Source organism: Radicibacter daui, assembly GCA_030657355.1.
Taxonomy (GTDB): Bacteria; Pseudomonadota; Alphaproteobacteria; order Radicibacterales; family Radicibacteraceae; genus Radicibacter; species Radicibacter daui.
Window position 1 is genome coordinate 2,396,127 of record CP131056.1, and the last position, 18,963, is coordinate 2,415,089.

Consider the following 18,963-nt stretch of genomic DNA (forward strand, 5'->3'; position numbering starts at 1 on the left):
GCATTTTGTGCAGCAAGATGCCCCGACGTCAACATATGGTGTCCGATTTCAGGTCTTGGTGAAGGGATCGAAGAGCCGCTGATACTCTTCGAGCGCAAAGCGGTCAGTCATTCCAGCGATATAGTCGCACACCGCCCGCGCCTGGGTTGCCCCGCCCTTTTCCGCCACCTGCCATTCCGGCGGCAGCGTGCCCGGATGTTCCATGAACAGCTCGAACATCTCGCGCATCACCCGCCGCACCTTGTTGCGCATGCGGTTGACGCGCCAGTGCCGGTAAAGCTGCTGATAGAGAAACGCGCGGATCGGCGCGATGTTCTCACTCCAGAAACTCGCCGGGAAAGCGACAACCGCAGTCGAGGCTGCCCTGATATCGTCGCTTGATGTCGGTTTGAGGGCAGCGATACGCCGCTCGGTCTCGGCGAGGACTTCAGTCGTCATGCGGTCGAGCAGCCGGCGCACCACTTCATAGACCAGCCGGCGGCTCTCCGTTTGCGGATAGGCCGCCTTTACCTCGCGCACCATCGGGCCGACCAGCGGCAGGTCCAGCAGATCGTCGAGCGCGATGAGCCCCGAACGTATACCGTCATCAATATCATGGCTGGTATAGGCGATGTCGTCGGCAATGGCGGCGATCTGCGCCTCGGCGGAAGGCCAGCGCGAAAGATCGAGGTCCATGCGTTCATTGAAGCCGGCGATGGTGGCGGCAAGCATCTTCTTTTTCGGCGAGCCGTCTGCATGCAGCAGCGGGCCGTTATGTTTGACGACGCCCTCAAGGCTTTCCCAGGTCAGGTTAAGCCCGTCGAAGGCTGCATAACGGTGCTCCAGGCTGGTGAGAATGCGCAGCGTCTGGTCGTTATGCTCAAAACCGCCATAGGGCTGCATAAGCGCATCCAGCTCATCCTCGCCGGCATGAGCGAATGGGGCATGGCCGAGATCGTGAGCAAGCGCGATGCATTCTGCCAGATCTTCATTAAGCCCCAGCGTGCGCGCGAGACTGCGGGTGATCTGCGCCACTTCCAGTGAATGGCTGAGACGGGTGCGGTAATAGTCGCCTTCGTAATAGACGAAGACCTGGGTCTTGTATTTCAGCCGCCGGAAGGCGTTGGAGTGGATAATGCGGTCACGGTCGCGCTGATGGCAGTTGCGGTGCTTGCTTTCCGGCTCCGGGAGAAGACGCCCACGGCTCGCTTCGGGATGGGTGGCATAGGGTTTCAGCTGGATCATGACCTTAAGACCACTCCTTTAGAGCGCATCCGTCCGTGGCGAAGTTCACAAGGAAACGGCCTTCAGGGGCCTTCCCCGGTCCTTGTGGTGGCACCGCTCTTTTGTCGGCGCAAGAAAATCCCTATCTTTAGGGGCAAGTCATGAAATAGCTGCTGCCGCCTGCCCGACGATCCGACGGGCGCGCGCCGCAGGAGGGTTTGAAGAGAAATGAGCGTCAATACTGCCAGCACCCCTTCCGCATCCGACACCGGCGCTTCCCTTGCCGGCGGGCGGGAGATGATTTTGAGCGACAGCGCCGCGCGGCGCATCCGCAAGATTGCCGACAAGGAAGGGGCTGCCGCTGCGCGTCTGCGCCTTTCCGTCTCCGGCGGTGGTTGCTCCGGCTTCCAGTATAATTTCGAGATGGGCAGCGAGGTGAATGACGACGATCACGTCTTCCGCAACGGAGATGTCGAGCTGGTCGTCGATGATGTTTCGCTCGACCTCGTGGCCGGCGCCACACTCAACTTCGTTGACGATCTGATGGGCCAGTATTTCCGCGTCGACAACCCGAATGCCAGCTCCAGCTGCGGCTGCGGGACGTCCTTCGCCATCTGAACCGGCCGGTCACCGGCTGTTAGTTTTATCTTTTCAGGAATCTGCCCTCATGCGCATCGCGAGCTGGAACGTCAATTCCGTCAATGCCCGCCTCGACAATGTCGTCAGCTGGCTTGGCGAAAGTGCTCCGGATGTGGTCGTGCTGCAGGAGATCAAATGCCAGGAAGAGAACTTTCCGCGTGCTGCCATCGAGGCCGCCGGCTATCAGGCCGCCGTTGTCGGCGAGAAATCCTATAACGGCGTTGCCCTGCTCTCCCGCCTGCCCTTTGAGCTGCGCCAGCGTGCCTTGCCCGGCGACGACGCCGATACCCAGGCCCGCTACGTGGAGGCGGAGGTAGGCGGCGTGATCATTGCCGGCATCTACCTGCCGAACGGTAACCCGGTGGAGAGCGACGAGAAATATGGCCGCAAGCTGCGCTGGATGGACCGGCTGCTTGCCCATGCCGAGGGACTGCTGGCGGAAGAAAAGCCGGTAGTCATCGCCGGCGACTATAATGTGATCCCCGAAAACGAGGACTGCTGGGACCCGGCGGAATGGCTGGGCGATGCCCTGTTTCAGGATGAAATCCGCGCGCGTTACCGCCGGCTCCAGCATATGGGCTTTACCGATGCCTTCCGCGCCTGCGACCGCCGTGGCGGGCAGTACACTTTCTGGGACTACCAGAAAGGCCGTTGGCCCCGCGATGAAGGCATCCGTATCGACCATGCCCTGCTGTCGCCGGAAGCTGCTATCCGCCTTGCCTCCTGCCAGATCGACCGGGCGCCGCGGGCCAGGGAAAAAGCCAGTGACCACACGCCGCTGATCGTTACGCTGAACGCGGCCTGAAGCACCTCTTCCTTGCCCCCAAAACAAGACGCCCCGGCGATTTCGCGCCGGGGCGTTTCGTTATGACCCTGCCCGGATGTCAGCCGAGACGGGCGAGTGCTTCCTTGAGCTTTTCAAGCCGGGCCTGATGCTCGGCCTTGCGCTCATGCTGGGTCTCAACCACCTCTGGCGGCGCCTTTTCCACGAAGGACGGGTTGGCGAGCTTGCGCTCGATGGCGACGATGCCCTGCTCTTCCTTGGCCATTTCCTTGGCAAGGCGCGTGCGCTCGGCAGCGATGTCGATGTGACCTTCGAGCGGCAGCACGATGGTGGCGTTGCCAAGGATGCACTGGGCGCTGCCACGCGGGGCATCGCCCGCCATCACCTCGATCGAGCCAAGCCGGGCCATCTTGCGGATAAGGGCGCTGTGGGCTTCAAGGCGCGCCGGCACTTCCGGTCCGGCATCCTTGATCAGAGCCTGCAGCTCCGCACCGGGCGGCACGTTCATTTCCGAGCGCACCGCGCGGATGGTGGAGATAACGTCAACCACCCAGCCCATCTCGGCATCGGCAGCGGCATCTTCCAGCGCGGCATCGAATACCGGCCATGCGGCCGTCATCAGCGCCGGGCCCTCGCCCTTGCGGTGGCGGGTGATCTCTTCGGTGATGAACGGCATCATCGGGTTCAGCAGCGACAGGATCTGGTCCAGCACGAAACCGGTGGTGGCGCGGGTCTCGGCCTTGGCGGCTTCGTCCTCGCCATTGAGGATCGGCTTGGTGAATTCCAGATACCAGTCGCAGAAGTCCTTCCAGGCAAAGCCGTAGAGCGCGCCGGCGGCATCGTTGAAGCGATATTCCTCGATCGCGCTGCTGGCAGCCCTGCCAGCACGGGCCAAAGTGCCGATGATCCAGCGATTTACCGTCAATTTAACGGATGCCGGATCAAATCCGTCGGGAGTGACGGCTTCGTTCATCTCGCAATAGCGCGAGGCATTCCACAGCTTGGTGCAGAAGTTGCGGTACCCTTCAACACGGCTTTCAGCGAGCTTGATGTCGCGGCCCTGTGCCGCCATCGCCATCAGCGTGAAGCGCAGCGCATCCACGCCATAACGATCGGACAGTTCCAGCGGGTCGATGACGTTGCCCTTGGACTTCGACATCTTCTGCCCATGCTCATCGCGCACCAGAGCGTGGATGTAGATGTCGCGGAACGGCACATCGCCCATGAAGTGGATGCCGAACATCATCATCCGGGCAACCCAGAAGAAGATGATGTCAAAGCCCGTCACCAGCACATCGCCAGGATAATAGCGGTTCAGCTCCGGGGTCTTTTCCGGCCAGCCGAGCGTGGAGAACGGCCAGAGCGCAGAGGAGAACCAGGTATCGAGAACGTCGCCATCGCGAACCAGATCGACATCCTTGCCGAAATGCGCGCGCGCGGCAGCCTGGGCGGCCTCCTCCGTCTCCTCGACGAAGATCTTGCCTTCCGGGCCGTACCAGGCCGGGATGCGGTGGCCCCACCAGAGCTGGCGGCTCACGCACCAGGGCTGGATGTTCTCCAGCCAGTCGAAATAGGTGTTTTCCCACTGCTTTGGCACGAAGCGGGTCTTGCCTTCGCGCACGGCGGCAAGTGCGGGCTGTGCCAGCGTCTTGGCATCGACATACCACTGGTCGGTAAGCAGCGGCTCAAGCGGCACGCCGCCACGGTCGCCATAGGGCACCGAGTGGGTGATGGGCTCGATCTTCTCCAGGAGGCCGCGGGCCTCCATATCGGCAACGATCTTCTCGCGGGCAACGAACCGGTCGAGGCCGGCATAACCTTCCGGCGCAGCTTCGCCGGAGCGTTTCGCGTCGATGCCCTGCCCCTCGATCACCTCGAACTCGGCCAGGATACGGGCGTCGGGATCGAAGATGTTGATGAGCGTCAGGCCAGCGCGGCGGCCGACCTCGAAGTCGTTGAAATCATGCGCCGGGGTGATCTTCACCGCGCCGGAGCCATGTTCCGGATCGGCATAATCGTCCGCCACGATGCGCACGCGGCGGCCGGTGACCGGCTGGATGGCGAACTTGCCGACCAGATCGGCATAACGCTCGTCAGACGGGTTCACGGCAATGCCGGTATCGCCCAGCATGGTTTCCGGGCGCGTGGTTGCCACGGTGATGAAACGGCCTTCCTCGCCTTCCACCGGGTAGCGGAAGTACCAGAGGTTCCCCTTAACTTCCTTCTGCTCGACCTCGAGGTCGGAGATGGCGGTCTGCAGCTTGGGGTCCCAGTTGACGAGGCGCTTGTCGCGATAAAGCAGCCCTTCCTTGTGAAGCTGCACGAACACCTTCACCACGGCGGCCGACAGGCCTTCATCAAGGGTAAAGCGCTCACGCGGCCAGTCAGCAGAGGAGCCGAGGCGATGGAGCTGGTTGATGATGGTGCCGCCCGACTGGGCTTTCCATTCCCACACCTTCTCGATAAAGGCATCACGGCCCAGATCGCGCCGGTCGACACCGTCCTTGGCCAGCATGCGCTCCACCACCATCTGCGTGGCGATGCCGGCATGGTCCGTTCCCGGCTGCCACAGCGCATCGCGCCCGGTGCGGCGGAAGTAGCGGATCAGCGTGTCCTGCAGCGTAAAGGTCAGCGCGTGGCCCATATGCAGGCTGCCCGTCACATTGGGCGGCGGCATCATGATGGTATAGGGCTTGGCGCTTGATCCCGGATCGGCCGCGAACAGCCCGTCACGGACCCATTCGGCATAGAGCTTCTGTTCGACCAGGTCGGGGCGATAGGCTTTGTCGAGCATGGTGATCTTCTAGGTTCTGCTGGGCCGCTGGCGCGGCAGGTCGGTTCTTATGCCATGAAGGCGGCGGGATCGGAAAAAATCAGTGCCCGGCGAAAGAAGAATGGCGCACCGTCGGGCGCGCCATTCAATCCATACCGGGGCTTGTCAGCAAGTTTTTAACGCTGGCCCCGGGCTCCAAGGACGACGCGCTCGATTTCCTCGCGCACCATTTCCTCGACGATGTGAGGCAGGTTGTTGTCCAGCCACTCCTTGAGGAGCGGCCGCATCATTTCCATCATCAGCTGCTCGACAGTCCTCGCGCCCATCGGCATATCGCCGGTAAGACGTGAGAATGCCAGGCTGGCAGCATGACGACTCGCTGCCGACATCAGCCCGTCCTCCACCGCGTCGCGCACAGTACGCGGCATGGGTGCCGGTTCGGGGCGCGGCGGCGGCATGCGCATGGCCGGCGGTGGCGGCAGATCTTCCGGTTCGGGCTCGGGTTCCGGCTCGAACACCGGTTCGGGCTCCTCCTCCGCCGGAGCGTCGAAGGAGGCCATCAGATCCTCCATGGACAGCTCGCTCTCGTCCTCAACCTCGTCGGTGAGTTCAAGCGGCTCTTCTTCCTCCTCCTCTTCCTCCATCATCACAGGCGGCGGAGGGGGCGGAGGCGGTGGTGCGGGCTTGGGCGCAGGCGGCGGTGGCGGCGAAGCCTTCGGGGCCGGAGCCGGAGCTGGTGCGGGAGCTGGCGGTGGAGCGGGCTCAGCAGTTGCCGCAGCCGGATCGTCACCGTCAGATTCCGAAATAATCCGGCGAATGGAGGCGAGAATTTCCTCCATTGACGGTTCTTGAGATTGATCCTTCGCGTCACTCATGCAGAGGAAACCCGGCTCCCGTCCGTGTTTATATGGCAAGTCCGGGGATCATCTTGCGGTCCCCGGACTTCACCCTACAACATCCAGTCGTTTTGTCACAACAAAACGCTAGATGACGTTCGCTGAAAGATTAGCTGCGTGATTAGTTGCTGTCGACCCCCCACCACTTCGACCGCACGGTGTTGTAGTGGACAGTGGGATCATAGGCCTTCACGTCGAGCTGCAGCCCGCCGACCGTCAAAGCGCCGATAGCAGACATCAGATTGAGGGCGGCAACAGCTTCGTCACGCTGCGCACTGGCAAGCGAGACCTGCGCATCGAGCAGGTCCTGCTCGCTGTCGAGCATGTCGAGAACGGTACGGGAGCCGACATTGGTCTCCTGCCGCACGCCGTCGAGGGCGACACCGGCATATTCGACCTGAGCCTTGATCGACTTGATCTGGGCACGGGCCGTCATCAGCGAGGTCCAGGCCCGCACGACACTGTCGTTGGTCTCACGGCGGGTCTGGTCCAGCTCCTGCTTGCTCTGCAGCAGCGACTGGCGCGAGGCGCGGATCGTCGAATATTCGACACCCTGCTGGTAGATCGGCACCGAAAGCCTGGCGATGACGGAGCCCTGCGTGGCAGTGGCGCCCGGCAGCGAGCTCACATTGTCATAGCCATAGCTGGCAGCGCCGGTCACCGAGATGCTGGGCCGCAGCGAGGCGTCGGCCGCATTGGCGGTTTCCTGCGCCACGGTCACCTGCTGGTCAGCTGCCCGCAGGGTCGGGCTGTTCTTGTTGGCAAGCGCCAGCGCATCATCCAGCGACTTCGGCAGGAACGGGTCCAGCGAGGCCGCAGCGCTCAGCGTGCCCGGCGCCGCGCCGACAACACGCTCATAGATGGCCTTCTGCGACACCAGATTGCCTTCGGAATTGATGCGGGCCGCCGTAGCGCCGGCAACGCGCGATTCCGCGAGGCTCACATCGGTGCGGGTAATCTCGCCTACATTGAAGCGGTCACGCGTCGCTTCGAGCTGACGCTGCAGGACCTGCTCGTTGTTGGTGTTGAGCTCTACCGTTGCCTGGGCAAGGAAGACGTCATTATAGGCGGTGCCGGCATCCAGCAGCACACTCTGCTCGGTGGCGAGCAGCCGGGCGCGTTCGACCTGCACCTGGGCCTCGGCCTTGTTCACCGCCGCTTCGGTGCGGCCGAAGGTGTAGATCGGCTGGGTTACGGTGATGCCGATTTCGGACGGGTTCACATCCTCGGAATCAGACTTGTTGGTGTCGATATGGCTGGCGCCGGTGCTGGCCTCGCCGGAAACCGACGGGCGATAGCCGCCGAGTGCCTGCGGCACATTTTCATCCACCGCCCGCAGGGCCGACCGTTCGGCATCGAGCGCGGGGCTGGTCTGATAAGCCTGGGAGAGCGTATCGAAGAGCGTTTGCGCAGAGGCCGGCGCGGCGGCCACGAACATGGTGCTGGACAGTAGAGCACCGGCAAGGCTGAGACCGGTCTTGGCGCGAACGGACATCGGTTTACCCTTCTTGATCGGTCGTTATGAACGGAAAGTTCCGTCCCGGGCCTACGGGGGCTTGGGGGCGACTGCCCCGCCGCTGGATGTAATTCACACCCGTTGCCGAGAATGGCAGGCACCCTATACGCAATTCAGTCTGCCACAATGTTAACGCCTTCACGCCACGCTATTGGCCGAAAAGATTTTTCTTCCGGCCAACAAGCGCGGCGCTGCACCGAATACTAAACCGCGAGCCTCAGAATACGAAGGCCGGCTTGGCTTCGAAACCGGGAACGATCGGCGTGCCGGCATCGAACAGCTCCCGCCGGGAGACATTCTTGCCCACGCGCTCGAACAGCACGGCGTGGCCGACGAGCCCCTTGCGCACCACGGTGACGAGACGGCCACCCTCGGCAAGCTGGCCCAGCAGCGACTGTGGCACCTCGGAAACCGCACCGGCTAGAACGATCACGTTGTAAGGCGCCTGCTCCGGATAGCCGCGCTGCAGGTCGCCCTTGACCACGGCAGCGTTGGTGATTTCCAGCTCGCCGATCAGCGTCTGGGCCCGGGCGGCCAGCGCTTCGTCGCTCTCGATGCCGACGACGGTGCTGGCGAGGTGCGAAATGACAGCGAGCGAATAACCGCTGCCGCAGCCGATATCGAGTACCACATCGCTGGCGCCGATGCTGGCGGCCTGCAGCAGACGGGCGAGTACCATCGGCTCGATCAGGTGGCGGCCCGGCGCGCAGGCGATATCTTCATCGATATAGGCAAAGCCGCGCTGTGCTTCCGGCAGGAACTTCTCGCGCGGCACAACAGCCATCGCGTCGACGATACGGCTGTCGGTCACCTTGTTCGGCCGGATCTGGCCTTCGATCATATTCATACGCGCTTGCGCGAAGAGGCTCATTTTGCTCGTCCTGATTATTGCCCCGGCAAACACTGCGGTCCCTGCTCTCTCCCTCCCGATCGCGGGAACGGAACCTGCAGGAGGCACGGGTGTCTGCTGATATTGCCTGCCCCCTGTATAATGTGCCGGGGCCGGTTAGACAACGCGAGGAAATCGTTCCGGAAAGCCGCAGGGGCACGAGGATGAAAATCTGATCGCATCGCCCCTTGACCACCCCTTGTCCCGTCGCTATACCACCGCCACCCCAAAGCAGGGTGGCCGTCGCGCAAGTGTCTGGCCCGGTGGCAGAGTGGTCATGCAGAGGACTGCAAATCCTCGTACATCGGTTCGATTCCGGTCCGGGCCTCCATCACTCGAAATTTTTCGGGAGATGGTTAAAAAAAAGTCGGTTAAAGCGGTTGGAAGATCGTTCGGCTTTTGATATGAAGCGCGCCGCGTCAGGTGACGATTTGCTGGTTGCCATTCCGTGGTAGCTCAGTTGGTAGAGCAGGCGGCTGTTAACCGCCCGGTCGTAGGTTCGAGTCCTACCCACGGAGCCAGCAATCCTCGTCCCCTCGCCTGCTTATAGTGTTCCGTGGTAGCTCAGTTGGTAGAGCAGGCGGCTGTTAACCGCCCGGTCGTAGGTTCGAGTCCTACCCACGGAGCCATTCTCTCCCGACAGAGATTGAGCTCGCGCCGGCCGTGATGGCGGTTGATGAATGCGTTCACCTTCGGGTCAGCCGCGCGGATAAACCCCGTTCAGCACTTCATCGAAATGTTCCCGCACCACCTCGTTGCAGGCGCAACTGAGGGTGCGCAGCGCCTCTATGTCGTCGATTGACAGCACGCCACGATGCCAGCGCAGCAGGCCGCGATGTTTCCAGTTCGCCACCAGCCGGTTGATGTAGCTGCGCCCGACCCCCAGCATGCCGGCCAGTTGCTCCTGGGTCAGCGGCACCCGCTCCTCGCCCGTTCGCGCCACAGCCTCCAGCAACCATTTGGCCATGCGCTGCTCGATGGAATGGACGGCATTGCAGGCGGTTGCCTGTAAAACCTGCGCCAGCAGGCAATCGGCATACCGGGCCAGAAGGTGCCGGATGGTCGAGGAGCGCATCTTGGCTTCTTCAAGCCGGGAGGTCTGGATGCGGATCAGCGGGCCCGGATGCTGCACGATGGCCCGGGTGAAGGCCGGCAGCTGGCCCTGTGAGACGATTCCGCCAACGGCCCCTTCCCGCCCCACCAGCGCGGTTTCGATGGAAGCACCGTCGGCAAACACGACCCGGAACGACACCAGTGTCGGACCGCAGGGAAAATATGAATAATCCACCGCGTCTCCGGGCTCGAGCAGAACGTGCCCGACCGGAGGGGACCACGTTTCAGCCAGTGGCAGCAACAGCACCAGATCCGGCGTCTGCAGTTTGCCGAGCAGGCGATTTTCTACCATCCTTGTAATGTCTGTTAACGATTTCGACGTACGTTGGTCCATCTTGGACAATCTCCAGGTTATCTCCGCTCCTACAACCTGAACGACCCATCAACTCCGAATGTTCACTAGTGAACTTACAGTCGGGGTCGGGGCTGTATAATGCGGCGCCATAGCTCCCCGCCGCGAAGACCGAAAAGTGACCACAGAACATGAACTTCCAGCAGGCGAGCCAGTTGCAGCAAAAACGGCCTGAAGCCGCCTCGGCTGTTCCGTCCGCCAGTGTCCGGTTTGCCCTGAAAGAAGCGACCGCCGATGCCCATCGGCGGCTTGATGCCCTTTCTGCGCGCTTTAATCTCTCGGACGACGCCGGTTACCGCGATTTCCTCATGGCCTCGGCAGCGGCGCTGCTGCCACTTGAGGCCGCGCTTGAGCGCGGCGGTGTCGCGCAGCTTCTGGAAGACTGGCCAAGCCGGACCCGGGCAAGTGCGATCTGTGCCGATCTCCAGGGGCTGGAGGGGGATATTCCCGACGCCAGGTCCGTTACACTGCCGGCCTCACCCGCCGCCCTTTTTGGCGTCCTTTATGTTCTGGAAGGTTCGCGCCTTGGTGCGCGTTTTGTGCTGAAGCAGCTGGAGCCGGCCGGTGAGCGGGTGCGCCAGAACGTGCGGTACCTGACCCATGGCCGCGAACAGGACCTGTGGCGTTCCTTTGCCGCCCGGCTGGAGAGTGAAGCGACAATCGCCGGTGACCTTGCGACGACTATCGCAGCCGCTCATACGGCGTTTGGCGTTTTCCTCGACCGGTTCGCCGCAGGGCCTGCATCATGAGCCGCTCCTCCGCCCCCGCGGCGGGCGCCGGCGTTGACCTGACGACGTGCGACCGCGAGCCGATCCACATTCCCGGGTCGGTCCAGTCGCATGGCTGCCTTCTGGCGTGCGATCCCGCCACCTTTGTCATTCGCCGTCATTCGGCCAACGCCGCAAACCTGCTGCGGGCAGAAATGCCCTCACTGCCGGGCCGCCCGCTCGGCGAGGTGATTGGCAAGGAAGCGGCGCATGCCGCCCTCAATGCGCTTGCCAAATCGGTAACGCCCGCCCGCCCCGGCCTTTATTTCGGCATGCCGTGCGGGAATGACGCCGGCACTTTCGACATTGCCGCCCACTCCTATGGCGGCAATGCAATTTTCGAGTTCATGCCCAGCCCGGATCCGGGCGAACGCGGCGATATGGAGCTGGTGCGCGCCGTCATGCACCGCCTGAGCGCGGCCACGACGGTGGAGGGCCTGCTGCGCGGAACGCCCCGGCTGCTTCAGGAAGCGCTGGGGTATGACCGTGTGATGATCTACCAGTTCAGCGAGGACGGCGCCGGCAAGGTGGTCGCCGAAAGCCGCCGGCCGGACCTTGAATCCTTTCTGGGGCAGTGGTTTCCGGCCTCGGACATTCCGCAGCAGGCCCGCGCGCTTTACGTCAAGAACATCATCCGCGTGATCGGTGACGCCGGGGATACCGGGGCGACCATCGAACCCCTCCTCGATGCATCGGGTCAGCCGCTCGATCTTTCCTTCGCCCAGCTGCGCAGCGTCTCCCCGATTCATCTGGAATATCTGCGCAATATGGGCGTTCGGGCCTCAATGTCGGTGTCGATTATCGTGGATGGCGCGCTGTGGGGGCTGATTGCCTGCCACCACTATTCCGCCCGCCCGCTCTCCCTTACCACCCGCCTCAATGCCGAGCTTTTCGGCCAGTTCTTCTCCATGCAGGTGCAGACCCTGCATCAGCAACGCGCCATCGACGCCTCGGCCCGGGCCCGTCGCAAGCTGGATGCGCTGTTTCAGGATCTCGCGCAGGAAGAAAGCCCGGCCCGCCTCTTCGGCCAGAATATCGGCGAGCTGGCGGAGATCATCCGGTGCGACGGGGTTGGCATCCATTTTGATGGCGCGATCACGGTATCCGGCCTCACGCCCCCCACCCGCATTCTCCACGCGATCGCCCGGCTCGCCCATGAGCAGGCGCCGGGGCAGATATGGGCCACCCATTCTCTTCCCTCGCACATGGCCCTGCCCGAGGGGATGCTGGAAAGCGTTGCCGGGGTGCTGGCCGTGCCGCTCAGCCAGCTGTCGCAGGACTATGTGCTGTTCTTCCGCCAGGAGGTAGTGCGTACCATCGACTGGGCGGGCGATCCGAACAAGCAGTACGAAACCGGCCCCCTTGGCGACAGGCTGACGCCGCGCAAGAGTTTTGCCCTCTGGCAGGAGACGGTGCGCGGCCAATCCGTCCCGTGGGAAGCATTCGCCCGCGAGGCGGCGGAAACGCTGCGGGTTGGCATGATGGAAGTCATCATGCGCCAGGGCGAATTGCTGGCCGAAGAGCGCCGCAAGGCGGAAATTCGCCAGAAACGTCTGAATGACGAGCTCAACCACCGCGTCAAGAACATCCTGGCCCTGATCCGCTCGCTCGTTCGTCAGGGCGCCAGCGAAAAGCGGCCGATGGCCGATTATGTCGCCGCACTCGAAGGCCGCATCCTCGCACTTTCAAATGCGCATGATCAGGTTTTACGAGGCGATGGCGGTGGATCGCTTGCCACGCTGGTTGGCGCCGAAGCCGAACCCTATCTGTCGCGGGTCCGCGTTGGCGGGCCGGAAGTCGTGCTCGATGCACGCGCCTATTCCGTTCTGGCGCTGGTGATCCACGAGCTTCTGACCAACGCCGCCAAATATGGCGCCCTGTCCCGGTCCGCCGGACATCTGGATGTCGGCTGGACGCTCACCGAAGACTGCGACTGCGTAATCACCTGGCTGGAAAGCGGCGGCCCCCTCGTCTCGCCACCGACACGGCGGGGATTCGGCGCCACGCTGGTGGATCGCGCCGTTCCCTACGATCTCGGGGGCACCAGCGAGATCGACTATCACCCGGACGGCGTTCGCGCCCGGCTGGTTATTCCGTCCCGCTATGTGCGGGCAACACCGGCAACAGCCGGCACGGGCATCGAAACGGAGACGAAAGTGGAGCCAGAGGGTTTTCCCGGCGTGATCTGCTGATGGGACTGCGTGTTCTGCTGGTTGAAGACCAGCTGGTTATCGCGCTGGAGGCGGAAGCCTGCCTCGCAGACCTCGGCGCTGCTGCGGTTGATACCGCCGCAACCGAGCGTGAGGCGATGGAGGCCATTCGCCGGGCGGCGCCGGACCTTGCCGTTCTGGACCTCAATCTTGGTGGTGCCTCAACGTCTATCGGCATCGCCCGGGAGCTGGCAAAGCGCGGCATCCGGTTTATTTTTGCGACCGGCTACGGCGACGGATCGATGCTTCCTGACGACATGAAGGACGTCGCCATTGTCCGCAAACCCTATAACGCCTGGATGCTCGGTCAGGTCATTGAGCTGGCGCTGAAGGCCAACCCGGCCGGCTGAGCGTTGCCCGTCCCTGCCCGCAGCCGAACCCCGGACTTGCCAACCGCCTGTCCGGCTGCTGTCCTGCGCCCACCGACAGGCAAAATGGACAGCGTTTCTCCATGCATTACCGCATCGTCTCCCGCGATCCCCTGCACAAGGGTTTCTTCAAGCTTGAGCGTTTCGTCTTCGAGCACGAGCTTTTTGCCGGCGGCACGGCACAGATGGAGCGGGAAATCCTGGTGCGGGCGCAGGCAGCAGCGCTGCTGCCCTATGATCCGGTACGCGACGAGGTTGTGCTGATCGAGCAGTTTCGCGCCGGCCCGGCTGCCGTGCTCGATCGCGCCTGGATGATCGAGGCTGTCGCCGGCATCATCGACACCCATGAAACACCGGACCGCGTTGCCCGTCGCGAAGCGCTGGAGGAAGCGGGGCTGGAAGTCGGCCGGGTGCTGGAGGCGCCCGTTTTCTACCCCTCGCCCGGCGGCTGCGACGAAAAAGTCTTCTGCTACATCGGCGAGGTCGATGCCTCGGCAGCGGGCGGCATGTTCGGCCTTGAACATGAGGGCGAGGATATCCGCGCCTTCGTCCTGCCCTTTGCCGAAGCCATCGAGTGGCTGGAGGCCGGGCGGCTCGATAACTCCGCCACGCTGGTGCTGATGATGTGGCTGGAGCGCAAACGGACGCAGCTCCGGCGCGACTGGGCCGGGGTGGTTTAATTCACACAAAAAAATGATTTTACACAAATGGAGTGCTTGAACCAACCCGGCAGCGAGGCTAGCTTCCTGCCATCACGCCCTCGCCACTTTGCGGGGAGCACAACCTGATGCCCTTTGCCGCCGGCGCCGTAAAATCCGGCTGCCACAGCAGGCAAGGAACATGGAGTTGAAGACAGTGGCCATCACCAACGGTTTTGTCGGCACCATCGGCAACACCCCGCTTATCCGCCTTCCGCGCCTCTCCGCCTTTACCGGCTGCGAGATTCTCGGCAAGGCCGAGTTCCTCAATCCCGGCCAGTCGGTCAAGGATCGTGCGGCGCTGGCGATTATCGAGGATGCGGAGAAAAAAGGGCTGCTGAAGCCCGGCGGCGTTATCGTGGAAGGCACGGCCGGCAATACCGGCATCGGCCTGACGCTGGTGGCCAACGCCCGCGGTTACCGCACCGTCATCGTGATGCCGGAGACGCAGAGCCAGGAGAAGAAGGACACCCTGCGCCTCATCGGCGCCGACCTGCGCCTTGTGCCGGCTGTTCCCTACAAGGACCCCAACAATTACGTGCGCTATTCCGAGCGCCTCGCCAAGGAACTTGCCGAGACCGAACCGGCGGGTGTGATCTGGGCCAACCAGTTCGACAACACCGCCAACCGGGATGGCCATTATCGCACCACCGGCCGTGAAATCTGGGAACAGACGGGCGGCAAGATCGATGCCTTCACCTGCGCCTGCGGCACCGGCGGCACGCTCGCCGGCACCGGCATGGCGCTCAAGGAACGCAACAAGGATGTGCGGGTGGTGCTGGCCGATCCGATGGGCTCTGCGCTCTATTCCTGGATCAAGACCGGCACCCTCGCCTCCAGCGGCAATTCCATTACCGAGGGCATTGGCCAGGGCCGTGTAACGGCCAACCTTGAGGGAGCCCCGATCGACGACGCCGTGCAGGTGACCGACGAGGAAGCGCTGCCGCTGCTTTTCGACCTGATCCAGCAGGAAGGTCTGGTTCTCGGCGGGTCGGCGGCCATCAATGTTGCTGCCGCCGTAAAACTTGCACGCGAAATGGGGCCGGGCCATACCATCGTCACGATCCTGTGCGACGTAGGCACGCGTTATCAATCCAAGCTGTTCAATCCGGAGTTCCTGCGGGCGCGCAATCTTCCGGTCCCGGCCTGGCTGGCCTGAACCAGCCGGCGCAGGCCCTGGCGCTCGAGGCTCCTGACATTTCCAGGAGAGGAAACATGCCATGGCCTTTGCGGATCCGCTGATCTCCCCGGAGGAACTGGCCGGCCTTATCGGTACCCCGGGCCTCAAAGTGCTGGCCGTGGACTGCGTGGTGCCGAGCCGTGACCGTCTTGCCCATGCACGGTATCTTTCCGCGCATGTGCCGGGCGCCCGCTTTTTTGACATCGACGCCGCTTCGGACCCTGAAAGCACCCTGCCCCACATGCTGGCGACGCCCGAGCATTTCGAGCGGTACGTCCGCAGCTTCGGCATCAACGAAGGCGACCACATCGTAATTTATGACGATGTGGGCATGATGCTGTCGCCGCGGGGCTGGTGGATGTTCCGCGCCATGGGGCATGACCGCGTGCAGGTGCTTGATGGCGGTTTTCCGGCCTGGCTGGCGGCCGGCCTGAGGACCGAAACCGGCGAGCCGGCACCGGTTGACGCCGGCGATTTCCACGCCCGCTCCGTGCCGGCGCTGGTCCGGTCCGCCGAACAGGTGGCAAGCGCGGCCGCACGGGGCGAAATGGTTGTCGATGTCCGCTCGGCTGAACGTTTTGCCGGCAACGCAGCGGAACCCTGGCCGGGCCGCGTCTCCGGCCGTATTCCTGGCTCCCACAATCTGCCGAATACCGACCTTATCGATGCCGCCAGCAAGCGCATGCTGCCGGCGGACGCCCTGCGGCAGCGCTTCGCCGGTGTCGGCATCGATGCGCGTCCTGTCGTCTGCTCCTGCGGCAGCGGTGTGACAGCCTGCATTCTGGCGCTGGCGCTCGAGCGCGCCGGCACCAGCGGCGGCTGGGCCGTCTATGACGGCTCCTGGGCCGAATGGGGATTGCCGGAGAGCGGCCGTCCGGTGGTTACCGGCAGCGACGGCTGATAGCACCGTGCCGGTGCCGGTCGGCAGGGGAACTTATGCAGTCCGCGCCGGTTCCGCCCTTATAGGGATCGCTCGCGCCGTGACGGCGCGAGCGAATACCCGCAAGGAGCGGAAAATGGTCAATACCCCGAAAGAGCCTGAAAAATCCCGTCGCCGACCGGCAATTGCCGGCAATGACGCAGCGGACACCACCCGGCATAGTCTTGAGCTCGAGCATAATCGCGAAGGGATCGCCCGCCTCGAAAATGGCCGCCCGCAAAAGGCCGAGCCCACTTACGAGGAAAGTGCCCGGTTCGGCGAAAGCTGGGCCACCCGCTGGACGGGTGATGAAAGAACATTTGACCCCCGGGACCAGCAAGCGCGTTACGCGCTGAGCCTTCCGCCAGAAGGGGCTGCCGATGTGCGGGTGGCCTATGCACGTCCGGTTGCTGCCGGTGAAGCCGATGAAAGGCGCCCCTCCGATGCCGGCCTTGACGGCTATACGGTGCTCGAAGTGCGCATGCTGCGCCAGATCGAGGCCTTGTTCGAGCGCGAGTTGCTGCTTCAGGGGGCGCGGATCGTCGTCTTGCTGCGAGCAGGTGATGTCCGGCTTGCCGGACGGGTGCCGCATGAGGACGCCCGCCACCGCGCCGAGGCGCTCGCGCGGACCGTTGCCGGCGTAAGACGTGTACGCAACCAGTTGCGCATCGCCATCCGGACGGTACCGGCACCGTAGAACCCTAAATTTGTTCCGTTAAATCCGTTCAAAGCATCAATATAAAAAGTCGAATAAAGCCTTACTCCATTGAGAAACAAACGGCTGAGCTCGCTCGTTACTATTACAGGCCGCACAATGGAGCCAGGTTGCCGAAATAAAGACCGTCTCCTGAATGGGGGATGTGTTTGTGTTTCTTCATGCCCAAGGCCCGATTGCCAATGGGCATTGCAACTTTGCCCCTGGCGGTAACTCTACCGGCTCCATGACAATGATCATGCGCCGGTGCGTGAACACACCAGGAGGAACAATCATGCGCAGCAAACTGCTCGCCGCCCTGTCGATCGCAGCACTCGCCGCAGGCAGCGCTGCCGGCGCCTATGCCGCCGATATGACCCAGACCACCCCGGATCAGACGACTGCGCCGGGCCAGACGACCACCGATCCGGCCAACAGCGCCGCCACGCAGGCCAACCCTGCGATGCCGGGCTCGTCGGCTACCGGCGATACCGCCGCAACCGGCAGTGACTGGCGCAAGGGCGATTCCGTGCGCCTTGCCAATGGCGATATCAGCGGCAAGAAGCTGATTGGTCTTGATATCGCCGCCTCTGGCGGCACCAAGGAGCAGGCCAATGGCGACGTCGAAGACGTCGTCGTGAGCGAAAACGGCGATGTCTCCTATGTGGTGATCAAGCGTCCGGCCGCTGATGGCAAAGGTGACGAGGAAGTCGCCGTGAAGTTCGACGACCTGACGCTGACCCCGGGCAAGGATGGCGCCATCACAGCGTCGATGAGCGATGCACAGCGCGCCGAAGTGCTGGGGTATCTGCGCAAGGACAACTGGCTGTGGAAGGACGACGTGACTGTCCAGCAGGGCGTCGCCCTCAGCGACATGATCGGCTCCGAAGTTGACGGTCCGGATGGCAACCAGGTCGCCAGCATCGACAATGTCGTGATCAATGAGGACGGCACGGTCAAGTACGTGGTGATTGACCATGGCGGTTTCCTCAATATCGGCAACAAGAAGACGGCCCTGAACTTCAACGAGCTGACCCTCGGCCAGGGCGACGCGAACTACACCGTGTCCCTGACCAGCGACCAGCTGGATGCCGCGCCGGAATATGACGAGGATAACCCCTCGGCAACGGCTCCGGCAGCAGATGGCGGAAGCACGCCGCAGCCGGTGACGCCGGCCACGCCGACGCCCTCGACGCCGTAAACAGGTATCCTGCCCTTCATGGCAGATAAGAAAAAACCCCGGTCGATCCGCTCGGCCGGGGTTTTTCGTGGCAATTTCGAGATTGCTGGTTTCGGGCTGCAGAGATCACCCCTCGCCAAGAAGGCCGGCAAGCTGCTGGCGCGCCCGCGTAAGGCGACTCTTGATGGTTCCGACAGGGCAGCCCACAGCAGCCGCCGCGTCTTCGTGGCTCAGCCCGAGTGCGCCGACGAGGATGATGACCTCCTGATGTTCCGGTGACATCTTGTCGAGCGCCTGCGCCGTATCCCGCAGCAACAGTCCGGCCTCCTGGCCGCCGGTGATCGCCACCTCGAGTGCAATGGCCGCCGCGTCGCGCAGGCTCTCCCGCCCGCGCCGTTTCAGCGTGTTGCGAAAGGTATTGCGCATGATGGTGACGAGCCATGCCTTGAGGCTGGTACCAATCTCAAAGCGGCTGACATTGGCAAGAGCTTTCAGCAGGGTTTCCTGGACGAGATCGTCTGCGTCCCACGGGTTGCGCGTCAGACTATAGGCATAGGCCCGCAACGCCGGCAGCAGAACCCTCGTCGCTCGCGCGAGGATGATTTCATGCGATGCCATCGATGAAGCCACTCCCGGATGTTGAAATAAAATCACGAATGATCGCGTTTTAATTTCAACGCTTCCGGTTAAGGGCGTGTTCCTGACGGCAGCAGTTCAGAACAAGTAACGCACCATAAAATGCGGCGGTAGTTACACAATTCAGACCATCAATATATATACAG

Annotated in this window: 17 protein-coding genes and 3 tRNA genes; 13 read left to right on the forward strand and 7 right to left on the reverse strand. The window is 63.0% G+C overall.

Annotation, left to right across the window (positions count from 1 at the left end; translation table 11 throughout):
* Positions 1-48: 48 nt before the first annotated feature.
* Positions 49-1,224: a deoxyguanosinetriphosphate triphosphohydrolase gene (locus QTL98_RS11285; RefSeq protein ID WP_445678588.1), complete on the reverse strand. Its 1,176-nt coding sequence runs from the start codon at positions 1,222-1,224 to the stop codon at positions 49-51.
* Positions 1,225-1,431: 207 nt separating this feature from the next.
* Between QTL98_RS11285 and erpA the strand changes: the two genes are divergently transcribed.
* Together erpA and QTL98_RS11295 are read left to right on the forward strand one after the other, a co-directional pair.
* On the forward strand, positions 1,432-1,821 hold the full coding sequence (gene erpA, locus QTL98_RS11290; protein ID WP_510637479.1) for an iron-sulfur cluster insertion protein ErpA: 390 nt from the start codon (positions 1,432-1,434) through the stop codon (positions 1,819-1,821).
* A gap of 49 nt (positions 1,822-1,870) precedes the next feature.
* The gene (locus QTL98_RS11295; RefSeq protein ID WP_445678589.1) at positions 1,871-2,647 is read left to right on the forward strand and encodes an exodeoxyribonuclease III; all 777 of its coding nucleotides are present in this window, start codon (positions 1,871-1,873) and stop codon (positions 2,645-2,647) included.
* Positions 2,648-2,726: 79 nt separating this feature from the next.
* Here the strand turns inward: QTL98_RS11295 and QTL98_RS11300 are convergent, their stop codons facing one another.
* The 4 genes from QTL98_RS11300 to QTL98_RS11315 form a co-directional block, all read right to left on the reverse strand.
* Positions 2,727-5,420, reverse strand: a complete 2,694-nt coding sequence (locus tag QTL98_RS11300) for a valine--tRNA ligase (RefSeq protein ID WP_445678590.1) — start codon at positions 5,418-5,420, stop codon at positions 2,727-2,729.
* A 155-nt stretch (positions 5,421-5,575) separates the two neighbouring features.
* Entirely contained in the window at positions 5,576-6,046 is a 471-nt protein-coding gene (locus QTL98_RS11305) for a DUF2497 domain-containing protein (protein WP_445678591.1), read from the reverse strand.
* Positions 6,047-6,416: 370 nt separating this feature from the next.
* Positions 6,417-7,790, reverse strand: a complete 1,374-nt coding sequence (locus QTL98_RS11310) for a TolC family outer membrane protein (protein ID WP_445678592.1) — start codon at positions 7,788-7,790, stop codon at positions 6,417-6,419.
* A 238-nt stretch (positions 7,791-8,028) separates the two neighbouring features.
* The gene (locus tag QTL98_RS11315) at positions 8,029-8,682 is read right to left on the reverse strand and encodes a protein-L-isoaspartate O-methyltransferase family protein (protein WP_445678593.1); all 654 of its coding nucleotides are present in this window, start codon (positions 8,680-8,682) and stop codon (positions 8,029-8,031) included.
* Positions 8,683-8,957: 275 nt separating this feature from the next.
* Here QTL98_RS11315 and QTL98_RS11320 point away from each other — a divergent pair.
* From QTL98_RS11320 to QTL98_RS11330, 3 genes are all read left to right on the forward strand, one after another.
* A tRNA-Cys gene (locus QTL98_RS11320) sits at positions 8,958-9,031 on the forward strand.
* A gap of 114 nt (positions 9,032-9,145) precedes the next feature.
* Positions 9,146-9,221, forward strand: a tRNA-Asn gene (locus tag QTL98_RS11325).
* Between the two features lie 32 nt (positions 9,222-9,253).
* Positions 9,254-9,329: transfer RNA gene (locus QTL98_RS11330), tRNA-Asn, on the forward strand.
* A 68-nt stretch (positions 9,330-9,397) separates the two neighbouring features.
* Here QTL98_RS11330 and QTL98_RS11335 read toward each other — a convergent pair.
* Entirely contained in the window at positions 9,398-10,105 is a 708-nt protein-coding gene (locus tag QTL98_RS11335; protein WP_445678594.1) for a Crp/Fnr family transcriptional regulator, read from the reverse strand.
* Between the two features lie 191 nt (positions 10,106-10,296).
* Between QTL98_RS11335 and QTL98_RS11340 the strand changes: the two genes are divergently transcribed.
* The 8 genes from QTL98_RS11340 (at position 10,297) to QTL98_RS11375 (ending at position 18,202) form a co-directional block, all read left to right on the forward strand.
* Positions 10,297-10,914, forward strand: coding sequence for a biliverdin-producing heme oxygenase (locus tag QTL98_RS11340; RefSeq protein WP_445678595.1), 618 nt, complete (start codon positions 10,297-10,299; stop codon positions 10,912-10,914).
* Positions 10,911-13,124 carry an HWE histidine kinase domain-containing protein gene (locus QTL98_RS11345; protein ID WP_445678596.1) on the forward strand — a complete coding sequence of 738 codons (2,214 nt, stop codon included), beginning with the start codon at positions 10,911-10,913 and terminating at the stop codon, positions 13,122-13,124. The genes QTL98_RS11340 and QTL98_RS11345 overlap by 4 nt, the downstream gene beginning before the upstream one ends.
* Entirely contained in the window at positions 13,124-13,492 is a 369-nt protein-coding gene (locus tag QTL98_RS11350; RefSeq protein WP_445678597.1) for a response regulator, read from the forward strand. The genes QTL98_RS11345 and QTL98_RS11350 overlap by 1 nt, the downstream gene beginning before the upstream one ends.
* A gap of 101 nt (positions 13,493-13,593) precedes the next feature.
* Positions 13,594-14,190 (forward strand): NUDIX domain-containing protein, encoded by a 597-nt coding sequence (locus QTL98_RS11355; protein ID WP_445678598.1) that lies wholly within the window; start codon positions 13,594-13,596, stop codon positions 14,188-14,190.
* 160 nt (positions 14,191-14,350) lie between these two features.
* A complete protein-coding gene (locus QTL98_RS11360) occupies positions 14,351-15,367 on the forward strand; it encodes a cysteine synthase A (RefSeq protein WP_445678599.1) in 1,017 nt (338 codons plus the stop codon).
* Positions 15,368-15,428: 61 nt separating this feature from the next.
* The gene (locus QTL98_RS11365) at positions 15,429-16,289 is read left to right on the forward strand and encodes a sulfurtransferase (RefSeq protein WP_445678600.1); all 861 of its coding nucleotides are present in this window, start codon (positions 15,429-15,431) and stop codon (positions 16,287-16,289) included.
* A gap of 115 nt (positions 16,290-16,404) precedes the next feature.
* On the forward strand, positions 16,405-17,004 hold the full coding sequence (locus tag QTL98_RS11370) for a BON domain-containing protein (protein ID WP_445678601.1): 600 nt from the start codon (positions 16,405-16,407) through the stop codon (positions 17,002-17,004).
* Between the two features lie 292 nt (positions 17,005-17,296).
* Positions 17,297-18,202, forward strand: a complete 906-nt coding sequence (locus QTL98_RS11375; RefSeq protein WP_445678602.1) for a PRC-barrel domain-containing protein — start codon at positions 17,297-17,299, stop codon at positions 18,200-18,202.
* 105 nt (positions 18,203-18,307) lie between these two features.
* On the opposite strand, the gene QTL98_RS11380 is transcribed toward QTL98_RS11375, so the two are convergent.
* A complete protein-coding gene (locus QTL98_RS11380) occupies positions 18,308-18,799 on the reverse strand; it encodes a sigma-70 family RNA polymerase sigma factor (RefSeq protein WP_445678603.1) in 492 nt (163 codons plus the stop codon).
* Between the last annotated feature and the right edge of the window lie 164 nt (positions 18,800-18,963).

Bases quoted from the DNA above. Each gene is read 5' to 3' on its own strand.
- QTL98_RS11360 (WP_445678599.1), top strand. From the start codon at position 14,351: ATGGAGTTGAAGACAGTGGCCATCACCAACGGTTTTGTCGGCACCATC.
- QTL98_RS11350 (WP_445678597.1), top strand. From the start codon at position 13,124: ATGGGACTGCGTGTTCTGCTGGTTGAAGACCAGCTGGTTATCGCGCTG.
- QTL98_RS11335 (WP_445678594.1), bottom strand. From the start codon at position 10,105: ATGGTAGAAAATCGCCTGCTCGGCAAACTGCAGACGCCGGATCTGGTG.
- QTL98_RS11370 (WP_445678601.1), top strand. From the start codon at position 16,405: ATGGTCAATACCCCGAAAGAGCCTGAAAAATCCCGTCGCCGACCGGCA.
- QTL98_RS11365 (WP_445678600.1), top strand. From the start codon at position 15,429: ATGGCCTTTGCGGATCCGCTGATCTCCCCGGAGGAACTGGCCGGCCTT.
- QTL98_RS11340 (WP_445678595.1), top strand. From the start codon at position 10,297: ATGAACTTCCAGCAGGCGAGCCAGTTGCAGCAAAAACGGCCTGAAGCC.
- QTL98_RS11315 (WP_445678593.1), bottom strand. From the start codon at position 8,682: ATGAGCCTCTTCGCGCAAGCGCGTATGAATATGATCGAAGGCCAGATC.
- QTL98_RS11300 (WP_445678590.1), bottom strand. From the start codon at position 5,420: ATGCTCGACAAAGCCTATCGCCCCGACCTGGTCGAACAGAAGCTCTAT.
- QTL98_RS11295 (WP_445678589.1), top strand. From the start codon at position 1,871: ATGCGCATCGCGAGCTGGAACGTCAATTCCGTCAATGCCCGCCTCGAC.
- QTL98_RS11285 (WP_445678588.1), bottom strand. From the start codon at position 1,224: ATGATCCAGCTGAAACCCTATGCCACCCATCCCGAAGCGAGCCGTGGG.
- QTL98_RS11345 (WP_445678596.1), top strand. From the start codon at position 10,911: ATGAGCCGCTCCTCCGCCCCCGCGGCGGGCGCCGGCGTTGACCTGACG.
- QTL98_RS11380 (WP_445678603.1), bottom strand. From the start codon at position 18,799: ATGGCATCGCATGAAATCATCCTCGCGCGAGCGACGAGGGTTCTGCTG.
- QTL98_RS11305 (WP_445678591.1), bottom strand. From the start codon at position 6,046: ATGATGGAGGAAGAGGAGGAGGAAGAAGAGCCGCTTGAACTCACCGAC.
- QTL98_RS11375 (WP_445678602.1), top strand. From the start codon at position 17,297: ATGCGCAGCAAACTGCTCGCCGCCCTGTCGATCGCAGCACTCGCCGCA.
- QTL98_RS11355 (WP_445678598.1), top strand. From the start codon at position 13,594: ATGCATTACCGCATCGTCTCCCGCGATCCCCTGCACAAGGGTTTCTTC.
- QTL98_RS11310 (WP_445678592.1), bottom strand. From the start codon at position 7,790: ATGTCCGTTCGCGCCAAGACCGGTCTCAGCCTTGCCGGTGCTCTACTG.
- erpA (WP_510637479.1), top strand. From the start codon at position 1,432: ATGAGCGTCAATACTGCCAGCACCCCTTCCGCATCCGACACCGGCGCT.